The organism is Streptomyces sp. SLBN-31 (assembly GCF_006715395.1).
Lineage (GTDB): Bacteria > Actinomycetota > Actinomycetes > Streptomycetales > Streptomycetaceae > Streptomyces.
Map to the genome: position 1 here is coordinate 4,049,793 of NZ_VFNC01000001.1, position 20,085 is coordinate 4,069,877.

Genomic DNA, 20,085 nt, shown 5'->3' on the forward strand with positions numbered 1-20,085 from the left:
CCTTCCGATGGCCTTCAACCGCATCAACGTGCCCCCACTCAACGGTTGTTCACCGTCGTGGCCGGACCGCGGGGCGGAGGTCGGATGGCGGGCGTCAGACCTTGATGACGGTGACGCGTCCGCCGGACAGCGCGGCGAGGTCCTCGGGATCCGAGGTGAGAACGGTGACGGGTCCAGGGGCGGCCAGCGCGGTGGCGCTGAGCATGGCGTCGATGGCGTACTTGTGGCCGTGCAGGCCGGCGTCGGCCAAGAGGGCGGCGGCATGGCGGGCGATGGGCTCGGTGACCGGTTCGACGACCAGGCGGGAGAGCGTCCACTCCAGGGCCGGTCGGTTGATCCGGGGGTGGACCACCTCGACGAGGGTGGCCGCGGAGGTGATCACGCGCAGGTCGTCGGCGCGGGCGAGCGCGAGCCAGCCGGTGACCGTGCGGTCACGCAGGATGGCCTTGGCCAGCCCTTCGCTGTCCAGGACCAGGGTGCCGCCGGGGACGGCGGGAGAACGGGTCACGCGGCGTGCGCCCCGTCCGGTGCCTGCTCCTGCCGGGCATGGTGGAGCAGGTCGCGAAGAGCCTGGATCTCCTCGTCCGTGACGGGCCCGTGCTCGGCCTCGGCTACCTGGATGAGTTCGTTGAGATTGTCGCGTTCGATCTGGCGGGCTACGGCGGCGGCCACGTAGGCGGACAGCCCGGAGGGACCGCTGCGGGCTTTGGCGGCCTCGGCGATGTCTCGCGGCATGGTGATCGAATACTTGCCGGTAGGCTCACTCATGCTACCTATCCTACCTTGTATCCCCTGGCGGCTGGTGAAGGGTTTGGCCCCACGTGGCGTGCCAGCGCCCGGGCCCCTTGGTGCTGATCATGTTCGCCGTGTCTCGGCGACCGGCGGCACTGTCAGCTCAACTCACCGGCCGGGAGCCCGAACATCCGACAAGTGCTGGCGCGTCCGGTACCTGCGGTGGGTCGGCGCGCTGTTCTGGCGGAGCCTCTGACCGGCACACCCGCGGGGACCTGAGCAAGAAGGGGCGCCGCCCGAAGAGCCGGGCGGCATCCCCCTTTTTCCGGGTGTGCGCGGGCCGTCAGCGGACGCTGGCCTCCACCACCGAGATCGCGCCCGCGGTGGGCACCACCCGCTCCAGGTGGAAGCCCGCCTCGGCCAGCAGCTGCGCGTACTGTCCGGTGGTGCGCTCCTGGCCGCCCACAAGGAGCATCAGCCACAGGTCGACCAGTTTGGAGGCGTGCGCGGCGTTGGGCTTGTCCGGTACGACCATTTCCATCAGCAGCAGCCGGCCGTCCGGCCGCATCGCCGCCCGGACGTTGCGCAGGATCTCCAGGACCTGCTCCTTGGGCCAGTCGTGCACGATGTGCTTGAGGACGTAGGCGTCCCCGCCCTTGGGCACCGGCCCGAACAGGTCGGCGGCCACCACCTCGCACCGGTCGGCGACCTGCTGCTCGGCGAGGTAGTCGGCGGCCCCGCTGTCGGCCACCCGCGGGTCGGCGAGGATGCCCCGCACGCCCGGCGCCTTGTTCAAGATGCCCGCGAGGAGCTCGCCGCGCCCGGCGCAGAAGTCCACGACCGTGCCGTACGGGGAGAAGTCGTAGGCGGCCAGGATCGGTTCGGTCTCGGTGGCGGACATCGCGCCCATGCCCTTCATGAACACCTCCCCGTACTCCGGCTTGGCCTGAAGGAACTCAAAGGCCGTCATGCCGCGCAGCTTGGGCAGGCTCGGCTCCCCCGAGCGCACCGCGTCGACGAAGTGCGACCAGTCCTCCCAGTGGATGGGATGCCCCATGAGCACCGCGATGCCCCGCATCGACATCGGCGCGTCCTCCAGCAGCGCCGTTGCCATCGGACTCAGCGCGAAGCGGCCGTCCTTGCGCTCGGTGAAGATGCCGTTGGAGGCGAGCAGCCGCAGCAGCCGGTGCAGGGTGTCGGGGTGGGCGCCGACCCGCTCGGCGACCTCCGCGACGGGCAGCGGACCGCCCTGCAGCGCCTCGGCCACGCGCAGCTGCGCGGCGGCGTAGATGGCCTGGCTGAGCATGGCGCCCTGCACCATCTCCAGCAGCGAGAACGGTGCGGGGGCCAGCTTGCGCACCAGCCTCTGCAAAGCGGCGCGTACGCCTTCGACGACTCGCACGACACGGGCGGGCGGCAGCGGCATGGGTTCCTCCGTGAGGGGGCGGCGGGACGGCGGGCGCCCGCGGCGGGCAAGGGCCGGGCGCGCCCGCGGCCCTGTCGGCCGCGCGTACGCGCCTTCAAGACACCGAGACTCCGGTGGCGCGGACGGGCCCCGCTCGCACACCGCTGGAGCCACCCCCACACCCACCCGCCCTCTGCCCCATGAGGGGCGGGGGGCTCCAGTTGGTCCCCACCCGCGCTCCGGGAGCAGTTGAGAGTGCCCGGTGACGATGGGCTCCGTCCGTCTCGGCCAGGGGTCGAGAAGAGTCCCGGAGGGGGCCGTTCCCGTGAAGAAGCTTGCCTCGTCTGCCGCGCTGTCGGAGCGCGCCGAGCGCATCGCCCGGCGTTCGCGCGCCGACAACTGGAAGAAGCCGCCGCGGCGCATCGAGACGTCCGAGTGCATCACCTGCGACAGCTGTCTGCGCGGCTGCCCCGCGGAGTTCGGCGCCATCTTCGACCTCGGCCTGGACGTGGTGATCGTTCCCGAACTGTGCTCGGGCTGTCCGGCCTGCGTCCTGGAGTGCCCGGTCGACTGCATCTACGTCGACGAGGAGTGGACCCCCACCGGCGACGCGATGTGGAACCACATCGAACTCACCGCCGAGAGCGCCGCATGACGGATTCCGCAGGGCGCCAGGAGTCCCGCCGCGCCGCACACGCCAGGAAGCGCATCAGCCGCCGTCCCAGCCGGCTCGGCCTGCCCGCCGGGAGCACGGCCGTACCGGACCGCGTCCGGGATGAGGAGGCCGGGTTCCCCGCCCTGCTGCAGCGCGTCTGGCAGCGTGCGGCCAAGGCACCGGACCTGCCGTCGGCTCTTGAGGTGCTGCTCACCCTCGACGGACACGTGCCCGCCGACATCCAGCTGCGGGCCCTGAACTCGGCCGAGCAGGCCGCCCTGAGCGCACTGTGCGGCCTGACCTGGCGTGACGCCGACGCCGACGCGTCCACCGCCACCGCCGCGGAGCCCGGCGTCGGCTCCAATGGCTCCGATGAGCGGCCCGTCTTCCGCGGTGAGATCGCCCTGACCACCAGCGGCCGCATCGCCGTACGCACCCCCGGCGGCCGCCCCCTGGATGCCCGCGACCTGGTCGGCGGGGTGCGCCGGGTGCCCTGGAGCCGCGCCGTCCTGGACGTCTACCGGCGCGAGCTGCACGACGCCCGCCGGCGGCGTGCCGCCGGCGCCGCCGACTGCCGTGCCTGGCTGGCCGAGCAGGGGCAGGAGGGCCGTGATGCGCTGGTCGTCCAGGCCCGGCAGGCGGCCCTGCGCACCGCCCCGTTCGTCCTGTACCAGCAGGACACGCAGTACACCAACTTCCGCGGCCGCAACACCCTGACCGGCAAGACGCTGTGGCCGGGCCATCCCGACTGCGCGTTGAGCGCCCTGCACGGCCTGCCGCTGGAGTTGTGGTCGGACCAGGACACCCAGCTGGTCGTCTGCCTCACGCTGCTCATCCGCTCGGCCGGCTTCGGCCGCATCGAGGAGGCCAACGGCACCCAGCTGAGCGTCGAGCACGTCGCCCACACCCTGGAACGGGTGCGCCGCACCTACAACGCCGTCCCCGTGCCCGGCGCCGAGCCGGTGCCCGCCCCCGCCTCCCACACCGTCGCCGACCTCGACCACCTCGCCGCCGCGCTGCGCGAACGCCGCCGGCAGGTGGCCGGCAGCGCCCAGCTGTACCGCGAGATCCACGGGGCGCTGATGCACAAGGTGGAGCGGGTGGCCGCCGCCCCCGGCGACGTCGCCCGCGCCCGGCAGGGGGCCGTCGCCGAGCACCTGCGCGCCCGGCTGCCGCTGACCGGCGACACGCTCGCCGACCTCGGCCGCGATCTCGACGCCGCGCCCGGCTGGCTGGCCCGCCCGCACGGCGCCTTCGCCACCGGCCTGGAGTCTTTGGTCTACGAGGCCGTGGCCGCGACCGCCACCGCCTTCGACGCCGACTTCGCGATGAGCCGCGGCATGCGCTCGCTGCCCGCCCTGATCCGCGCGCTGCGCGGCGAGAGCTGGGCGGAGATCTGCGACTGGGACATCACCCACTTCTTCTGCTGTGTGGTGCCGCGCCCCGAGGCCGCCGCCCACTTCGGCCACTCCACGGCCGCGCTCGCCGACGCCGCCTGGGCGATGTCCTCGCGCATGCAGTACAACTCCTGGCACTTCGTCGCCGGCAACCTGCCGCCGGCGCCCGAGGTGGACGCCCGCGACCACTTCGTGCCGCCCGTCATCCCCGACCTGGCGTTCTTCTCCGACCAGCACCACCACGGGCACGTCAACAACAACGTGCGCTTCTCCATCCGCTCCCCGCAGGGCGTCGACGTCGACGGCCGCCGCTTCGAGGGCTTCATGGACCTGCGGCTGCTGCGCTGCGCCGGGCAGCCGTTCGGCGAGCAGGACCTGCTCGCCGCGCACCAGGTGTCCGCCTTCATCGCCCGCGCCACCTCACTCGCCGCCCAACTGGCCGCGGCCGGGACCGGGCTGGAGGTCACCGCCTTCGACTCCGGCTGGCACTGGGAGTCCATCACGGGCCGTGCACCGGCCGGTGCACACTCCCTGACCGGTCAGGTCCGCCGAGCGTCATGAGCGGGGGAGCGTTGACCGCGCACGGTGTCCGCCACACCACAGACCTCCTCAGGCGGGGCGAGCTGAGCGCTCTGGAGCACACCACCGCTGTCCTGGCCGCCGCCCGCGAACACGACACCCTGGACGCCTACGTCGCCATCGCGGGCGAGGAGGCGCTGCGCGCGGCCGCGCGCGCCGATGCGCTCATCCGCGAACTGGGTGCCGACACCTGGCGCACCTGGCCGCTGCTGGGCGTCACCGTCTCCGTCAAGGACCTGCTGCAGACCCGCGACCTGCCCACCGTGCGCGGCTCGCTGCTGCCCAACGACCGGCCCCGCCAGGACGCCCCGGCCGTGGCCCGGCTGCGCGCCGCCGGCGCCGTCATCGTCGGCAAGACCGCCACGTCCGAATACGGCTGGAGCGCCTGCACCCTCTCCCGCGTCGCCCCGCCCGTGCGCAACCCCCACGACCCGCGCCTGAGCGCGGGCGGCTCCAGCGGCGGCGCCGCCGCCGCGGTGGCCGCCGGCCTGTGCGACGCCGCCCTGGGCACCGACGGCGCCGGATCCATCCGCATCCCGGCCGCGTTCTGCGGCGTCGTCGGCTACAAACCCACCCTGGGCCGCATCCCGTACGTGCCCAACAGCGCCGACCGGCTCGCCCACCAGGGCCCCCTGGCCCGCACCGTCGCCGAGGCCGCCCTGCTCGCCCGCGTCATGGCCGGCCCCCACCCCGCCGACCCCGACTCCGCGCTCGGCTCCCTCGACGCCCCCCGCGCCGCCCGCACCCTGCGCATCGGCTGGATCGACTACGACATCACCACCGACGAGGTCCGCCGCGTCGCCGCACAGGCCCGCCTGGCCCTCATCGCCCAGGGCCACCGGGTGAGGGACGTCGAGGTGCGCTGCGAGCGCCTCTACCCCGCGCTCGTCGACCTCCTGGCCGCCTCCGAGGCGGCCGGCGCCCGCCCCGAGGACGACCAGTGGGCCGATCCCGGCCGCCTGGAGGTGATCCGCTACGGGCGCACCCTTAGCGGCGCCGACGTCATCCGCGCCGAAGAGGTCCGCCAGAACCTGCGCGCCACCCTGCGCACCGTCATGGACCGCTACGACGTCCTGGCCATGGCCACCGTGCCCGTCGAGCCGTTCGCCTACGACGCCGTCGGCCCGCCCTGGGCGGCCGACCCGGGTGATCTGCGGTGGCTGGCCTGGGCGCCCGCCTCCTACCCCTTCAACATGACCGGCCAGCCCGCCCTGTCCCTGCCCGCCGGCCGCACGTCGGCCGGCCTGCCGGTGGGCGTGCAACTGGTCGGCCCCGTCGGCGGCGACGACCTGGTCCTGGCCCTGGCCGGGCGCCTGGAGGCCGACCTCGGCACACCGCTGCCGCCCCCCGCAAGGGCCCTGCAGCCCGCCGCCGCCCACTAACCCCCGCCCCGCGAAAGGACGTTATTCCATGTACGTCAGGTCATGGTCCTCGCCCGCCGCCCAGGGCAGCGTCGGGCGGCCCTCCTTCGTGGCCGACCACGCCCTGTGGGACGACGCCCGCACCGCCGCCGCCGAACGGATCGAAGCCGCCCTCGCCGACATCGACCTCGTCCGCCTCGTCTTCGGCGACCCGCACGGACTGGCCCGCTCCAAGACCCTCACCGCCGAGGCGTTCCGCTCCGTGCTGCGCAACGGCATGAACTTCAGCCCCGGCCCGTTCGTCTTCGACACCGGACACGCCGTCGCCGTCGACTTCCTGGGCGAGCACGGCATCGGCGTCGACGAGATCGCCGGCGCCGGCAACTTCATCCTCGTGCCCGACCCGCTCACCTTCCAGGTGCTGCCCGGCGGTGACGCCCGCACCGCCTGGGTGATCGGCGACGAGTACCTGCGCGACGGCACCCCCCACCCGCTGTCCTCCCGGGCCGTGCTGCGCCGCGTCGCCGACCGCTACGCCCAGCACGCCCTGGCCCCCGTCGTGGGCCTGGAAGTGGAGTGGTACCTCACCCGCCGCCTGGACAACGAACCCGGCAACACCGGCAACGGCTTCGGCCTCCAAGGCCAGGCCCCGCGCGTGACGGCGGTGAACGCCGGCTACCAGTTCAACCTCGACGCCCACTACGACACCCTCGCCCCCCTGACCGACCCGCTCGCCCTGCACCTGCTCGCCCTGGGCCTGCCCCTGCGCTCGATGGAACACGAATCCGGGCCCGGCCAGGTGGAGACGACGTTCAGCCCGATGTCCGCCCTGGATGCCGCCGACGCCATGCTGCTGTTCCGCACCACCGTCAAGAACTGGTGCGCCCGCCGCGGCCACCACGCCTCCTTCATGTCCAAGCCGCTCCTGGACGCCGCCGACCCCAGCGGCTGGCACCTCAACCAGTCGGTCACCGACCTCACCACGAACACCAACCTGTTCGCCGCCGACGCCCTCTGCGGCGGACCGTCCCCGCAGGGCAAGGCCTACGCCGAGGGACTGCTGTCCTTCGCCCGCGAGCTGTGCCTTGTGTCGGTGCCCACCGTCAACGGCTACCGGCGCCTGGCCGCCGAGCACACCCTGGCCCCCACCCGGCTCGGCGTCAGCCAGGAAGACCGCAGCGCCATGCTCCGCCTCGTCGGCCACGGCGCCGGCGCGCACATCGAAAACCGCATCGGCGAACCGTGCGCCAACCCCTACCTCACCATCGCCGCCCAGCTCTACGCCGGCCTCGAGGGCCTGACCGCCCAGCCCGCACCCGCCCCCGGCGGACAGCCGGCCACCGGCGGCGCCCCGGCGGCCGACGGCGCGCCGGCGGTGGTGCCGCAGGACCTGCGCGAGGCCCTCGACGCCTTCCGTACCGGACGGGCCGCCCGGCTGCTGGGCGAGCCCCTGGCCGCCTGCCTGACCAAACTCAAGGAAAGCGAACTGCGCCGCTACCAGGCCTGGTGCCTGCAGGCCGCCCCCGCCCCCGGGCAGGTCACCGAGTGGGAACAGCGTGAGTACTTCGGCGCCTACTGACCCCCCGGCCCCCGCCCCCTGCCGCTCCACTCCCGACGGAGGCCGCGCATGATCGCCCGCTACACGCTGCCCGAGATGGCCGCCCTGTTCACCGACCACGCCCGCTACACCACCTGGGTGCGGGTGGAGATCCTCGCCTCCCAGGCACAGGCCGCCCTCGGCCACGTCCCCCACGAGGCGGTGAAGGACATGCGCCGCGCCCCCGTCCCCGACCCCGAGCGGGTCGCCGCCATCGAACGGGAACGCGACCACGAGGTGCTCTCCTTCCTCGCCGCCTACTGCGAGAACATCCCCGACACCTCAGCCCGCTGGGTCCATCTGGGCATGACCAGCTACGACCTCGTCGACACCGCGCTGGGCCACACCCTGGCCCGCGCCACCGACCTCCTCACCGCAGCCGCCCGCCGGCTGCGCCGGGTGCTGACCGAGCGGGCCCTGGAACACTGGGACACCGTGATGGTGGGCCGCACCCACGGCATGCACGCCGAACCCACCACCTTCGGCCACAAACTCGCCGGCCACGCCTTCGCCGTCGACCGCTCACTGCACCGCCTGGCCGCCGCCCGCCAGGCCGTCGCCGTCGGCACCATCTCCGGCTCGGTCGGCACCTACGCACTGATCGACCCCCGCGTCGAGGAACACGTCTGCGCCGCCCTCGGCCTGACCGTCGAACCCGCCCCCAGCCAGGTCGTCGCCCGCGACCGCCACGCCCAGCTGCTGCAGGCCGTGGCCACCCTGGGCGCCTGCGTGGAACACCTCGCCCTGGAACTGCGGCTGCTGCAGCGCACCGAGGTCCGCGAGGTCGAAGAAGCCCGCACCAGCGCCTACCAGGGCTCCAGCGCCATGCCCCACAAACGCAACCCCACCACCAGCGAACGGCTGTGCGGCCTGGGCCGCCTGCTGCGCGGCTACGCCGACACCGCCCTGGAAAACGTCGCCCTGTGGCACGAACGCGACCTCGCCCACCAAAGCGTGGAACGGGTGATCCTGCCCGACAGCCTGGGCGTCGGCCACTTCCAGGCCACCAAGGCCGCCGACCTGGTGGCCACCCTCACCGTCGACACCGACCGCATGCGCGCCCACATCGACCACACCGACGGCCTCCTCTACAGCTCCTCGGTCCTGGCCGAACTCCTCAGTGACGGGGTGGAACGCGAACACGCCTACCGCAGCGTGCAGGCCGCCGCCAACCACACCCTGGCCACCGGCGAGCACTTCGGCGCCGCCCTGGCCAAACAGGGCATCGACCTGGCCGGCCTGGGCCCCGAGCGCTTCCTCACCCACCACGACGTGATCCGCACCCGATTGGAGAAGCTGCATGAGCTGGAAGATTGAGCGTGTCGACGGGGCCGCACTCGACCTCGACGAGGTCCTGGGCGTCTACCGCGCCTCCGGCCTGGGCGAGCGGCGCCCGATCGCCGAGCGGGAGCGGTTCGCGGCCATGCTCGCCCACGCCAACCTCGTCCTCACCGCCCGCGACGACGACGGCACCCTCCTGGGCATCGTCCGCGCCGTCTCCGACTTCTCCTACGTCACCTACCTCTCCGACATCGCCGTCACCCGCGACCGCCAGCGCGCCGGCATCGGCCGCGCCCTGATCGACGCCACCGCCGCCGAGGCCCCCCAGGCCAAGCTCGTACTGCTGTCCGCGCCCGCGGCCGTCGACTACTACCCGCACATCGGCTTCACCCGCCACGACTCCGCCTGGGTCCTTAACCCCTGACACCCCCGGGGGCCCGGGCAGCCGGCTCCTGACGGGGGCGGCCGGGGCTGTACCGGGGCTCGACCGTGCGTGCCTAGATTCAGGTGTCAGGGCGGCAGGCCCGCACCCGCGCACCGCACTCCCGGGGGAGGCAACACCGTGACATCGGCACAGGCGCTGCTCGAGACCCGCCCGCCCGCCGGACCCGCCCCGGCCGCCCCCCGCCCCGCCAGGGAGCGGGAGCCGGTGGCGGCCGGCCGCTCCGCGGCCGTCGCGATGCCCTCCGGCCGCCGTGTCCTGGTCGTCGACGCCGACACCGCCGGCGCCGAATCGCTGCTGACCCAGTTGCGCCGGCACGGTCACGAGGCCTTCGCCGTGCGGCGTGGCGAGGCCGCGCTGCGCGCCCACGAGGACGCCGATCTGATCCTGCTGGACCTGGAACTGCCCGACCTGGACGGGCTGGAGGTCTGCCGCGCCGTGCGCGCCGTCAGCCGGGTGCCCGTCATCATCGTCACCGCCCGCGCCTCCGAACTGGACTGCGTCCTGGGCCTGCAGGCGGGCGCCGACGACTACGTCGCCAAGCCCTACGGGCTGCGCGAGCTGATGGCCCGCATCGAGGCCGTGATGCGGCGGGCGCAGTGGCAGCCGGCCGCCGCCCGCGAGATCCGCCGCGGCCCCTTGCACATCGACGTCGGTTCCCGCGAGGTGATGGTCGGCGGCGAGGAAGTAGCCCTGACCCGCAAGGAGTTCGACCTGTTGTGCCTGCTGGCCTCGCACCCGGACACCGTCATCCCGCGCAAGCAGCTCCTGCAGCAGGTCTGGGGTGACTCCTGGTCCCGGCGCACCGTCGACACCCACGTCAGCAGCCTGCGCGGCAAGCTGGGCGACAGCGGCTGGATCGTGACGGTCCGCGGCGTCGGCTTCATGCTCGGCACTCCCTGAGAGCGGTCTTCGACCATCTCAACGGCCTGCTCCGACGCCTCGTCCGCGAAGCCGAAGGCCGTGACGCCGAGCCGAGCGCCTGCGTGCTCGACGCCCAGAGCATCAAGACCTCAGCTAACGTGCCTGCGGCAGGTCAGGGCATCGACGCAGGCAAGAAGATCGCAGGCCGCAAACGCCACCTCGGCGTCGACACACTCGGCCTCCTCCTGGCCGTGCTGGTTCGCACCTTGATTCCTCACGCCTCGTCAAAGGCCTCGAGCAAGCGCTCGTACGCCAGCTTCGGCCGCAGGGCCGCGTCCCACGGCAGGGAATCGGCCGTGCGCGGAGGATAGATCTTGGTGTCGGCGGTGGAACCGTACCGGTCGGTGAATCCCCATGTGGAGAACGATGTGCAGTTCGGCTCCTCCAGACAGACCCGCAGCTTGCCCGCCATCTCATCAGCCTGGGTCTGCCGCCCGTCCTCCTCGTCCTCACCTATGGGGACGTCCATCTCCGACACCCGCGCCTGAACCCCGAGCTCCGCCAGATCCCGCACATGGCTGCGGAAGGTCTCCGGGTCGATGCGGTCGCCGGGTGCGTACTCATGGTTCTGGAAACCCACGCCGTCGATCGGTACGCCGCGTTCCTTGAGCCGCTTGACCAGATCGTAAAGGGCGTCCCACCGCTCGCCTTCCTCCTCGACCCCGTACTCGTTGAGGAACAGCCGTGCCTTCGGATCGGCCCGGTGGGCGGCCCTGAACGCCTCGTCGATGTACTCCTCGCCCATGGCCTCGAACCACGGGCTCTGCTCGGAGCGCAGACCGAGATCCCCGTTGGTGTAGCTCTTCTCGTCGTCGGACATGGGCTCGTTGACCACATCCCATTCCGCGACCTTTCCCTTGAAGTGCCCGGCGACCATGGCGATGTGCCGGAGCATGGTCCGGCACACCTCCTCGGGGTCGTCGTTCTCCCGCATCCAGTTGGGCAGAGCCTCGTGCCAGACGAGGGTGTGCGCGTGCACCTTCATGTCGTTGGCGCGGGCGAAGCGTACGAGTAGGTCCGCGTCGCGGAAGTCGTAGACGCCCCGGCGTGGGTGGAGGAACTGTGGCTTGAACGCGTTCTCCGGAGTGAGCATGGAGAACTGGCTCCCCGCGAGCGCCCGATAGCGTGAGTCGGTGAGCAGCGGGTTCTCGGCCAGGGCGGCGCCGACGTCGAACGGCCGCCCCACGTCTGCGGCCCGCGCACGCAGCGAGTCGTCCAACTGCTCCTGGCGCAGCTGCGGCGCCTCGATCACGCGGAGCGAGTCACCGCTCTCTGCCCGCGCGATCAGCTGCGTCAGACGCCATCCCTCGCGGCGCTCGTCTTCGCCCGCGTCCGCCTCCAGACCGAACCAGACAGTGCCCTCGGCGAACACCCCCGGGTCCTGCACGGTTCCCAGCCGCCGCCCGTCGGCTTTCACGCGGAAGGTGTCACCGATGCTCGACACGGCGAGCGTCACCGTCCCGGAGCAGCCGCAGTCGAAATCCTTGGAGATGGCCGGCTCATCGCCCTCGCCGTCCCATATCTGTACCTTCACTTGTCCGTCAGCGCTCACGCCGACGCGGAGTGAGGGCCGCTCCTGCCGCCACTCGTCGTAGATGACCGGTACACGTCCGTACAGCCGCAGCCATGAGTCGCCGTCATCGTCACCCACACCGGACATGTGCGCGGTGACGGTGAAGTCGCCATCGGTCTTGAGATGCGGGCCGGCCAGGTTCAGCGGGGGATTGGGCTGACCGCCGGAGGAGTCCTGCTCCACGATGCGCCGATCCAATGCGCTGACCCGCAGGATGTCGTTCCGCGCGGTGGTGCCCGGCATCTGCGTCCAGTCGTGGTTCCGCAGCAGGTCTTCGTCGATTCCGCCGCCCGCGCCTTCGCCCTGCCCCGTACACCCGGCCGCCACCGCCATGACGAGCACCACGGCGGTCAGTCGCTGCCGCGTCCCCCCACCAAGGCCCACCGTCCCTCCCACTCTCTTGTTCGAGACGAGATCAACGTCTCGAAACCGGGTCACAGTTCATCACACGTGAGGTACCGGGGCCTTGTGTGGCACGTCCCAGCTCGTGTGGCGGAGCGGGCCCGGATCATTGCGGCCTGCGCGAGGCTGAGCGTACGGAGTTGACGCGCTGGTCGTGACAGGCGATGACGACCGGGCCGGGATCGGCGCCGGGCCTGTTGGTGTCGACATAGGTGATGCACTGCCTGCACGCCGACACCACGCCTGACGAGAAAGCCAAGCAGGCTCGGTGCCATCGCAGGCTCCTGCCCTCTCCGGCCGCGGACAGCCGGTCCCACAAGGGGTTCTCCATACCTGCATTGAATCCCACGTGCCACCCTCTCGAGCGACCGTGACCTACTCAACTTCGCCGCCTTATCAAACGCCCCTGGCGGAACGAGCGCATCGCGTCGTTTCACGCCCCGTGTCACTCGTGCGGCGCGGGGCCCACTGCTGCCCGCACCCCTGCCCGCACTGCTGCCTGCCCTGCGGGCTGAACCGGGGTCCGTGCTGCGGCAGTCGGGCGGCGGGCACCTCGCGCGGCCGGCAGCCGACACGGTCTGATCCGCCACGGTGGCGCGCACCGCGCCGCACCCGCGGCCCGCACTGCGCCGAAAGTCGAGCCCCTCTCGAGCGGGCTTCCAGCCGGTCTCATGCGTTCCGGTCAACTCTGGGTGAGGCGTGATCAACCGAACGCGCTTTCCGCTTCCGTCTTTTTCGCACCCCATGGGAGACGAACATGCAGATCAGCTCGCGTCTGACCAAGGCCGGCATGCTGGGCTTCGCCGTCGTGTCCGCCCTTGCGATCTCCACCGCTCCGGCCTTAGCGGCCGCCGCGGTGACCGCCTCGCCCAGCAGCAACCTGGCCGACGGGCAGAGCGTGACCGTCACCGGCACCGGGTTCCCGGCGGGGGCCTCGGTCGCCGTGTCGCAGTGCCGGGAGAACACCACCTGCACCGACGCGCTGGCCACGGTCACCGTCGGCGCCGACGGCACCTTCACTGCGCCCTACACCGTGCACAAGCAGTTCACGGCCACCGACTGGAGCACCGGCACCGGCACGTCGGTGAGCGTCGACTGCGCCGTGCAGCAGTGCCAGCTGGTCGCCTACCTGGACGCCACCGGCCCGGTCGGCACGAACATCTCCTTCGGCTGAGGCGCCCGGTTTTCCTCGAAAACGGCAGCCCACCGTGCGGTGCCCGCGACCGGCACCGCCCGGTGGGCGCGTTCGTGTGTGCGGCCGCCCCTTCCGGGGGGCGTCTTTTCAGGCCTGGGCGGAGGTGACCGGCGCGGTCTCCCACGCGAAGCCGTCCGGGTCGGTGAAGGCCCCGGCGGTGCCGCCGAGCACGATGCGGTGCGAGCCGCTGCCCTCCTCGGGCACCCCGACGTCCTTGGCCAGGCCCTTGCGCTTGTAGAGGGCCAGCTTGACGGGGGCGTCGTCGCCGGCGGCGAACTCGACGTACTTGCCGCCGAAGCTCTTGGCGACGGACAGGCCCTGCTCGACGTAGAACTGCTTGCTGGCCTTGACGTCCTCGGCGCCCAGCAGCAGCACCAGGTCGTCGACCTTGCGGGTGGCGGGGCCGGTGTTCTTCTTCGAGCTGGTCGCCATCTTCCAGATGGTGCCGTCGGGGGCCTTGACGACACCGCCGTAGCCCCACAGGGACTTCTCGGCCGGCTTCAGCGTGGTGGCGCCGGCGGCGAGGGCGGAGGCGATGAAGCTGTCGACGTCGGCCGGCTGGGCGACGGTGATCGACATGGAGAACCCGCGGAATCCGGTCGTCTCCGCGTCGGAGGCGCGCAGCCGTAATTGCGGGCCCAGCCCGAAGGCGTCGGCGTAGAAGCGTTCGGCGGCCGCGAGGTCGGCCACCTCCAGGGTGACGGATGTGAGGGAGATCATGGCGGTCACTGTAGTCCCGGGGATGCGGGGGAGCCGGGTGATGCGACGCCGTCCGGAAGGGGGATGTCGGCGGCCGGCGGGCGTGCACATCCCGGGCAGCGGGTGCGGCCGGCCGCCGCAGTCGGCGGGCCTGCCGGAAACCGGCAGTTGAGGCCGCGTCACGCCGGCCGCCGGCCCGCTGCGCGTGCTTTTCGGTGCCCGGTTTTTCACCGGCGCGGGCCTGTAGCGGTCTTCGAGTGGTCCTTTAGCGGATCAGGACGGGCGCGCGCCACCCTGTTGAGCGGATCGGCACGTGGTGCGGCCAGTGAGGTGAGGCATGGACGCAATGGTGGAGGCGGCGGTCGCCTGCATGTACGAACGATTCGGTGATCCGCTGACCGTCGCGGACATCGCCCAAAACGCCGGGCTCGGCCTTTTTGATTTCTCCCGCCTCTTCAAGGAGGAGACCGGGGTGAGTCCCGGGAAATTTCTTGACGCGGTCCGTATCGGAGAGGCGAAGAAACTTATCGACGCCACCTCGATGAGCATCACGGAAATCTCCCGTGCGGCCGGATACGACGGCCTGGATTCGTTCGCCGATGCCTTCACGGCCGGTGTCGGCCTCTCGCCCGGCCGGTACCGCCGGCTGTGCCGGGGCGAGGGGGAGGTGCCGCCCGGGCCGCAGCCGGGCCCGGCCCCGCTGCACGGCTCGGTGGCGGGCACCGTCTCGCTGCCCGGGGGGCACGGCAACGCGCGCGCTTTCGTGGGGGCCTTCGCCACGGCCCTCCTCGCCTACCCGGCGCTCGCCTCGGCGGTCCTCGACGTCCCCGGTGACCGCCCGATCTGCTACTCCCTGCCGGGGGTTCCCCAGGGGCGCTGGCATCTGCGCGCGGTGGCGGTGGCCGCCGGCACCGCTCACGATCCGCAAGCCGTGCGCACCGCGCTCGTCGGGGGCGCCGCCCGGGCCGTGACCGTGACGGCCGGCGAGGTCAGCAGCGCGGCGGTGCGGCTGCGTGCGGCCGGCCCCGCCGATCCGCCGGTCCTGCTCGCGCTGCCCCGCCTGGAGCCGCCGGTGAGCGTGGTGCCGCATCCCGGGTGCGCCGCCGCCGCGGATGCGGCCGGCCCGGGCCTGGGCGGCGCGGGCCGGCTGCGGGTGGTGCCCGCCGCGCCGGGGTCAGGGGCCTGAGGGCGACAGCTTGCGGCACATCTCCTGGCGGGCCTTGAGCCGTTCGGCGAGCTGGCACCACTCCTTGCCGATGTGTTCGGCGAGCGGGGCGACGACGCCGAGCCAGTGCGGGGGGACGGTGTCGACGAACCGCCGCCCCTCCTCACCGGGTTCGGTGCCCTGCGACTGCATCCAGCGCAGCAGCTCCCGGCCGCCGGCGGTGTAGCGCAGGGCGGGGTCGGTGGCCATCTTGGCCGCCACCGCCGCCCAGGTGGGCGGGGTCTCGGTGTGGTTGCGGCGCTGCGGGGCGGCGCTCTCGGCGCCCGCGGCCACCTGCAGCGGCATCCGGGCGGTACTGTCGGCGGCCGTCTCGGCCGGCGCGGCGTCGTCGGGCTCGGGCACGGACCGTACGGGCCGCATGTGCGCCGGGCGTTCGGGGTGCGGGCGGCGCCCGGTGCGTTCGGGTTCCTCGCCGCGCCGCAGCCGGGCGCTGACGTCGTGCACGGTGCCCAGGGAGACGTCGGTGGCGCGGGCGACCTGGCGCAGCGGGGCACCGGGGTGGGCAGCGATGTACTCGGCGGCGCGCCGCCGGCCCTCACCGGCGTCCACCGGGCGGCGCCGGCCGTCCTGGCCGATGCGCTTGCCGCCCAGCGGGGTGGCGATGGCGGAGCGTTCGCGCAGCGCGGCGATGGTCTTCGCGCTGAGCCCGGCGATGCCGGCGATGGCGCGGTCGGACCAGTCGGGGTGGGAGCCCAGCAGGCGCTGGGCGCCGGCGACGCGGTCGGCCCGCGACAGCGGCAGGCCGTGCAGGCCGTTGGCCTTCATGGCGATGACGAGGGCATCGGCGTTGGAGCAGTCCAGCAGGCGGGCCCGGATGTGGCCGGCGCCCATGAGCCGGGCGGCCTCCAGCCGGTGCAGTCCGTCGATGACACGGCAGCCGTCGACCTGGACGAGAATGGGAGGAAGTTCCGCCGAATCGGCGGCGTCGACGAGCAACCGGACATGAGCGGCGTCCGTTCCGCCCTGGCGCAGGGAAACTCCGGCAGAAAGCGCGGCGACGGAAATGTCACGCGCCGGGAGTTTCTCGAAGTGGGTCAGGTCGAATTCACCGTGCGCCGACGATGCGGCGTCCTCCGTCCGGACGAGACTGAATGCACTCGTGAGCGAGACGGCTTGCGCGTTCCTCTGGGACATTTTCGGTGACTCCCTCTCTGCTGCCGCTGCCGACGAGGCTCGCAGGAGGGTCTTAAGCCGCAGTGGAGAGCAGGTCGACGTTCCCTGGAAAACGCAAAGCCGCCGCGGGCGCCCGCCGGGGGAGGACGGGCGCCCGCGGGGCGATCAGGCGTCCCGGCGCCGCAGTTGCACCGCCGCGGCGGCCAGCAGCAGGGCCGTCCACAGCGCGAGCACGCCCAGGCCCTGCCACGGTCCCAGCAGATCGCCGGCGCGGGCATGCTGCTGGGTGATCATGAAGCCGGCCTGGGTGGGCATCCAGGCGTGGATGTGCTCGCCGACGCTGCCGGGCAGCAGGTCCGTCATCGGGGTGATGACCAGGACGAAGCCGACGACGACGGTGATGCTGGCCGCGGTGTGCCGGATGAGGGCGCCGGCGGCGAGCGCGAACAGGCCGAGCAGGGCGAGGTAGAGGCCGCAGCCCACCACGGCCCGCAGGACCCCCGCATCGCCGAGGGCGACCGGCGCCTTGTCATGCAGGATCGGCGCGCCCAGGAAGAAGGAGCCGAACGCGGTCACCTCGCCCACCGCAAGCACCAGCAGTGCGAACACCGTGGCCTTGGCGGCCAGGACGGGCACCCGCCGGGGCACGGCGAGCAGGCTGGCGCGGATCATGCCGGTGGAGTACTCGGAGGCGATCGCCATCACGCCCAGCACGCACACGGCCAGCTGGCTGAGCAGGATGCCGCTGCCCAGGATGGTGCCGGTCGGGTCCAGCCGCATCTCGGCCCGCTGGGCGGGGGAGGTCTTGTCCCAGTTGGCGATGCCCATCTTCATGAACAGCGCGGTGAACACCAGGGTGAGCACGATGAGGATGGCCAGCGACCACACGGTGGAGCGCACCGAGCGGATCTTCGTCCACTCCGAGAGCATCAGGTTCCCGAAACCCTGCCTGCGCTCGCCGGTTGCCCGGCCCTGCGCGGCCAGGGGAGCGGTTGTGGCACTCACTTCACACCTCCGGCGGCGGGCAGGCCGGCGTCGTACTCGACGGCGTCCTTGGTCAGTTCCATGAAGGCCTCCTCCAACGAGCCGCGCCTGGTCGACAGCTCGTGCAGCACCAGCTTCTCGGCGGCGGCGAGTTCGGCGATCCGCGGCGCCTCGATCCCGGTGACGTCCAGGTCGCCGTCGTCGGTGCGGGTGACGGTGGCGCCCTGCCGCTCAAGGAGTTCGGCCAGCTGCTGCCCGTCGGGGGTGCGGATGAGGACGGAGCGCTCGGTGCTGCGCTCGATGAACTCCTCGGTGGAGCAGTCCGCGACGAGCCGGCCCCGTCCGATGACGATGAGATGGTCGGCGGTGACGGCCATCTCGTTCATCAGATGACTGGAGACGAACACCGCGCGGCCCTCGGCCGCGAGGGACTTCATCAGGTTGCGGATCCACAAGATGCCCTCGGGATCCAGGCCGTTGACGGGCTCGTCCAAAACCAGCGCGGCCGGATCCCCCAGCAGCGCGGCGGCGATACCGAGCCGCTGGCCCATGCCGAGGGAGAAGCCGCCCGCCCGCTTGCGGGCCACCGAGGCCAGCCCCACCTGCTCGATGACCTCACCCACCCGGCGCCGGCCGATGCCCTGGGTCTGCGCCAGGCACAGCAGATGGTCATAGGCGCTGCGGCCGGTGTGCACGGCGCGCGCCTCCAGCAGCGCCCCCACCACCCGCAGCGGCCGGGCCAAATCACGGTAGGCCACCCCGTTGACGGTGGCGGTGCCGGCGTCGGGCCGGTCCAGGCCCAGCAGCAGTCGCATCGTGGTGGACTTGCCTGCGCCGTTGGGGCCCAGGAAGCCGGTGACCCGGCCGGGCTCGACCGTGAACGACAAGTCGTTCACGGCGGTCTTGTCGCCGTAGCGTTTGGTGAGGTTCTTGGCCTCGATCATGGTCACCTCGGTTGAATGGCCTGCGAGTACTTCGCTGGGGCAAAATCCCCGGCCCCCTGTGATAGCAGGATCGCTATCTGTTCAGTAGTCGCCGCCTGGAGCGGCCCGTGAACGATGGCCCGCGCCTGCCGCCCCGGATATTTTGAACAGCTCGGCCCATCCGGCAAAGCGCGTGTTTCATCTGCTTACTTTCCTCGGTTGAACCCGAAAATCCTACAAGGGCGGTCATGAATTCAGACACGAACGCTCCGGCGCGTCCCCGGCGGCCGGTGATCGGGATCTGCGCGCGCACCGCGCCGGTCACCCTCCAGGACAGTGACCTCCTAGTCGCCCTGGCCCTCAACGCGCACGTGGCCTTCTTGGCCGAGGCGGGCGCCGTCCCGGTGCTGCTGCCGCTGGTTCAGGGGGCCCGGGAGCTCATCGGCCGGCTCGACGCACTGCTCGTGCCCGGCGGCCCGGACCTGGACCCGGCGCTGTACGGCGCGGCCGCCCACCCCGCGACCCGGGCGATGAGCCCGGACGCCGACCGTGTCGAACTGGCCGTGCTGCGGGCGGCGTTGGACGCCGGCCTCCCCGTGCTGGCGATCTGCCGGGGCATGCAGGCGCTCAACGTGCTGCACGGCGGCACCCTGCACCAGCACCTGTCGGACGTCACCGGCCACGACGGCCACCGGCCGCGCACCGCCTCGTTCACCCTGGGCCGCCAGCCGCTGACACTGCTGCCCGGCAGCCAGATCGCCGCCGTCCTTCACGGCGACGAGGAGCACACGGCCTGCCACCACCACCAGGCGGTGGACCGGATCGGCAGCGGCCTCGCGGTCACCGCACGGACAGCGGACGGCACCGTCGAGGCCCTCGAGGTCGTAGGCCATCCCTTCGCGGTCGGCGTGCAATGGGAATGCGGGCAGACGCCCGACAAACGACTCCACCACGCCCTCGCACACGCCGCCGCAAACCTGCGGAAAGAGCCGGCCGCCGCAATGTCGATTCATTGAGAAAAGGCGGCCGATGAGGTCAGACTGATTTTTCGAAAACCCCTCTTGTGAAGGAGCATTATGTCGCCGCGGATGCCGAATCCCTCGTTGGTGGTTCCCGACGTTCTTCCGCCCATGCGCGCGCTGGTCAAGGCCGTCAACAGCGTCGGCGTGCCCCTGGCCACGCTGGTGCTGGTCCACCTCAGGGTGAGCCAGATCAACGGCCGCACGGTCCACCTGCCCACCAAGCCCCAGGAGTTCGAGGACGCGGGGGAGGAGGACCGCCGTCTGCCGGTGGTGGAGACCTGGCGGGAGCAGAGCTGCTTCACCGACGCCGAACGCTCCCTGCTGGCGCTGGCCGAGGCCGCCACCCGCATCGACGGCGTGACGGACCCGGTCTCGGACGAGGTCTGGGAGGAGGCCGCCCGGCACTGGAACCAGGTGCAGCTGGCCGCGGTGGTCCTGCACATCGGGCTGGTCAACCTGTGGAACCGGGTCAACGTCGTCACCAAGCAGGAGGCGGTGGACTGGCGCATCAACCCCAAGACGTGGAAGCCGATGACCAGCCGGCTCACCCCGGCGCCGTAGAGCCGCCGCGCCCGA

Annotated in this window: 19 protein-coding genes and 1 pseudogene; 12 read left to right on the plus strand and 8 right to left on the minus strand. The window is 72.2% G+C overall.

Annotated elements, in window-relative coordinates:
• Positions 1–94 precede the first annotated feature (94 nt).
• The 3 genes from FBY22_RS18860 to FBY22_RS18870 all read right to left on the minus strand — a co-directional run bounded on the left by FBY22_RS18860 (position 95) and on the right by FBY22_RS18870 (position 2,158).
• On the minus strand, positions 95–508 hold the full coding sequence (locus FBY22_RS18860) for a PIN domain-containing protein (RefSeq protein WP_142146972.1): 414 nt from the start codon (positions 506–508) through the stop codon (positions 95–97).
• Positions 505–768: a CopG family transcriptional regulator gene (locus tag FBY22_RS18865; RefSeq protein WP_142146974.1), complete on the minus strand. Its 264-nt coding sequence runs from the start codon at positions 766–768 to the stop codon at positions 505–507. The genes FBY22_RS18860 and FBY22_RS18865 overlap by 4 nt, the downstream gene beginning before the upstream one ends.
• A 307-nt stretch (positions 769–1,075) precedes the next feature.
• The gene (locus FBY22_RS18870; protein WP_142146975.1) at positions 1,076–2,158 is read right to left on the minus strand and encodes a methyltransferase; all 1,083 of its coding nucleotides are present in this window, start codon (positions 2,156–2,158) and stop codon (positions 1,076–1,078) included.
• 304 nt (positions 2,159–2,462) lie between these two features.
• Here FBY22_RS18870 and FBY22_RS18875 point away from each other — a divergent pair, with 304 nt between their 5' ends.
• The 8 genes and pseudogenes from FBY22_RS18875 to FBY22_RS45125 form a co-directional block, all read left to right on the plus strand.
• Entirely contained in the window at positions 2,463–2,792 is a 330-nt protein-coding gene (locus FBY22_RS18875; protein ID WP_222127781.1) for a 4Fe-4S dicluster domain-containing protein, read from the plus strand.
• Complete coding sequence (locus FBY22_RS18880; protein ID WP_142146977.1) at positions 2,789–4,750, plus strand: hypothetical protein; 1,962 nt, start codon at positions 2,789–2,791, stop codon at positions 4,748–4,750. Before FBY22_RS18875 ends, FBY22_RS18880 begins: the two co-directional genes overlap by 4 nt.
• An 11-nt stretch (positions 4,751–4,761) precedes the next feature.
• On the plus strand, positions 4,762–6,150 hold the full coding sequence (locus FBY22_RS18885; protein ID WP_222127782.1) for an amidase: 1,389 nt from the start codon (positions 4,762–4,764) through the stop codon (positions 6,148–6,150).
• A 28-nt stretch (positions 6,151–6,178) separates the two neighbouring features.
• Complete coding sequence (locus FBY22_RS18890) at positions 6,179–7,708, plus strand: glutamine synthetase family protein (protein ID WP_142146981.1); 1,530 nt, start codon at positions 6,179–6,181, stop codon at positions 7,706–7,708.
• 48 nt (positions 7,709–7,756) lie between these two features.
• The gene (gene purB, locus FBY22_RS18895; RefSeq protein ID WP_142146983.1) at positions 7,757–9,043 is read left to right on the plus strand and encodes an adenylosuccinate lyase; all 1,287 of its coding nucleotides are present in this window, start codon (positions 7,757–7,759) and stop codon (positions 9,041–9,043) included.
• Positions 9,027–9,431 (plus strand): GNAT family N-acetyltransferase, encoded by a 405-nt coding sequence (locus FBY22_RS18900; RefSeq protein ID WP_142146985.1) that lies wholly within the window; start codon positions 9,027–9,029, stop codon positions 9,429–9,431. Before purB ends, FBY22_RS18900 begins: the two co-directional genes overlap by 17 nt.
• A 255-nt stretch (positions 9,432–9,686) precedes the next feature.
• Entirely contained in the window at positions 9,687–10,352 is a 666-nt protein-coding gene (locus FBY22_RS18905; protein WP_142147800.1) for a response regulator transcription factor, read from the plus strand.
• Positions 10,353–10,357: 5 nt separating this feature from the next.
• A pseudogene (locus FBY22_RS45125) lies at positions 10,358–10,573 on the plus strand (transposase); the annotation flags it as partial.
• 14 nt (positions 10,574–10,587) lie between these two features.
• On the opposite strand, the gene FBY22_RS18915 reads toward FBY22_RS45125, so the two are convergent.
• Positions 10,588–12,330 (minus strand): endo-1,4-beta-xylanase, encoded by a 1,743-nt coding sequence (locus FBY22_RS18915; RefSeq protein WP_142146987.1) that lies wholly within the window; start codon positions 12,328–12,330, stop codon positions 10,588–10,590.
• Positions 12,331–13,105: 775 nt separating this feature from the next.
• On the opposite strand from FBY22_RS18915, the gene FBY22_RS18920 reads away from it, so the two are divergent.
• Positions 13,106–13,522 carry an enediyne antibiotic chromoprotein gene (locus tag FBY22_RS18920; protein ID WP_142146989.1) on the plus strand — a complete coding sequence of 139 codons (417 nt, stop codon included), beginning with the start codon at positions 13,106–13,108 and terminating at the stop codon, positions 13,520–13,522.
• Positions 13,523–13,630: 108 nt separating this feature from the next.
• On the opposite strand, the gene FBY22_RS18925 is transcribed toward FBY22_RS18920, so the two are convergent.
• The gene (locus FBY22_RS18925; RefSeq protein ID WP_142146991.1) at positions 13,631–14,263 is read right to left on the minus strand and encodes a glyoxalase; all 633 of its coding nucleotides are present in this window, start codon (positions 14,261–14,263) and stop codon (positions 13,631–13,633) included.
• A 316-nt stretch (positions 14,264–14,579) separates the two neighbouring features.
• Here FBY22_RS18925 and FBY22_RS18930 point away from each other — a divergent pair, with 316 nt between their 5' ends.
• Positions 14,580–15,428: an AraC family transcriptional regulator gene (locus tag FBY22_RS18930; protein ID WP_142146993.1), complete on the plus strand. Its 849-nt coding sequence runs from the start codon at positions 14,580–14,582 to the stop codon at positions 15,426–15,428.
• Here FBY22_RS18930 and FBY22_RS18935 read toward each other — a convergent pair.
• From FBY22_RS18935 to FBY22_RS18945, 3 genes are all read right to left on the minus strand, one after another.
• The gene (locus tag FBY22_RS18935) at positions 15,417–16,601 is read right to left on the minus strand and encodes a ParB N-terminal domain-containing protein (protein WP_142146995.1); all 1,185 of its coding nucleotides are present in this window, start codon (positions 16,599–16,601) and stop codon (positions 15,417–15,419) included. The genes FBY22_RS18930 and FBY22_RS18935 overlap by 12 nt on opposite strands.
• Before the next feature lie 144 nt (positions 16,602–16,745).
• Positions 16,746–17,585, minus strand: coding sequence for an ABC transporter permease (locus FBY22_RS18940; RefSeq protein WP_260844932.1), 840 nt, complete (start codon positions 17,583–17,585; stop codon positions 16,746–16,748).
• Positions 17,582–18,508: an ABC transporter ATP-binding protein gene (locus tag FBY22_RS18945; RefSeq protein ID WP_142147803.1), complete on the minus strand. Its 927-nt coding sequence runs from the start codon at positions 18,506–18,508 to the stop codon at positions 17,582–17,584. The genes FBY22_RS18940 and FBY22_RS18945 overlap by 4 nt, the downstream gene beginning before the upstream one ends.
• A 227-nt stretch (positions 18,509–18,735) precedes the next feature.
• Between FBY22_RS18945 and FBY22_RS18950 the strand changes: the two genes are divergently transcribed.
• Positions 18,736–19,503, plus strand: coding sequence for a gamma-glutamyl-gamma-aminobutyrate hydrolase family protein (locus tag FBY22_RS18950; protein ID WP_142146997.1), 768 nt, complete (start codon positions 18,736–18,738; stop codon positions 19,501–19,503).
• A gap of 114 nt (positions 19,504–19,617) precedes the next feature.
• Complete coding sequence (locus FBY22_RS18955) at positions 19,618–20,070, plus strand: carboxymuconolactone decarboxylase family protein (RefSeq protein WP_260844933.1); 453 nt, start codon at positions 19,618–19,620, stop codon at positions 20,068–20,070.
• Positions 20,071–20,085 lie beyond the last annotated feature (15 nt).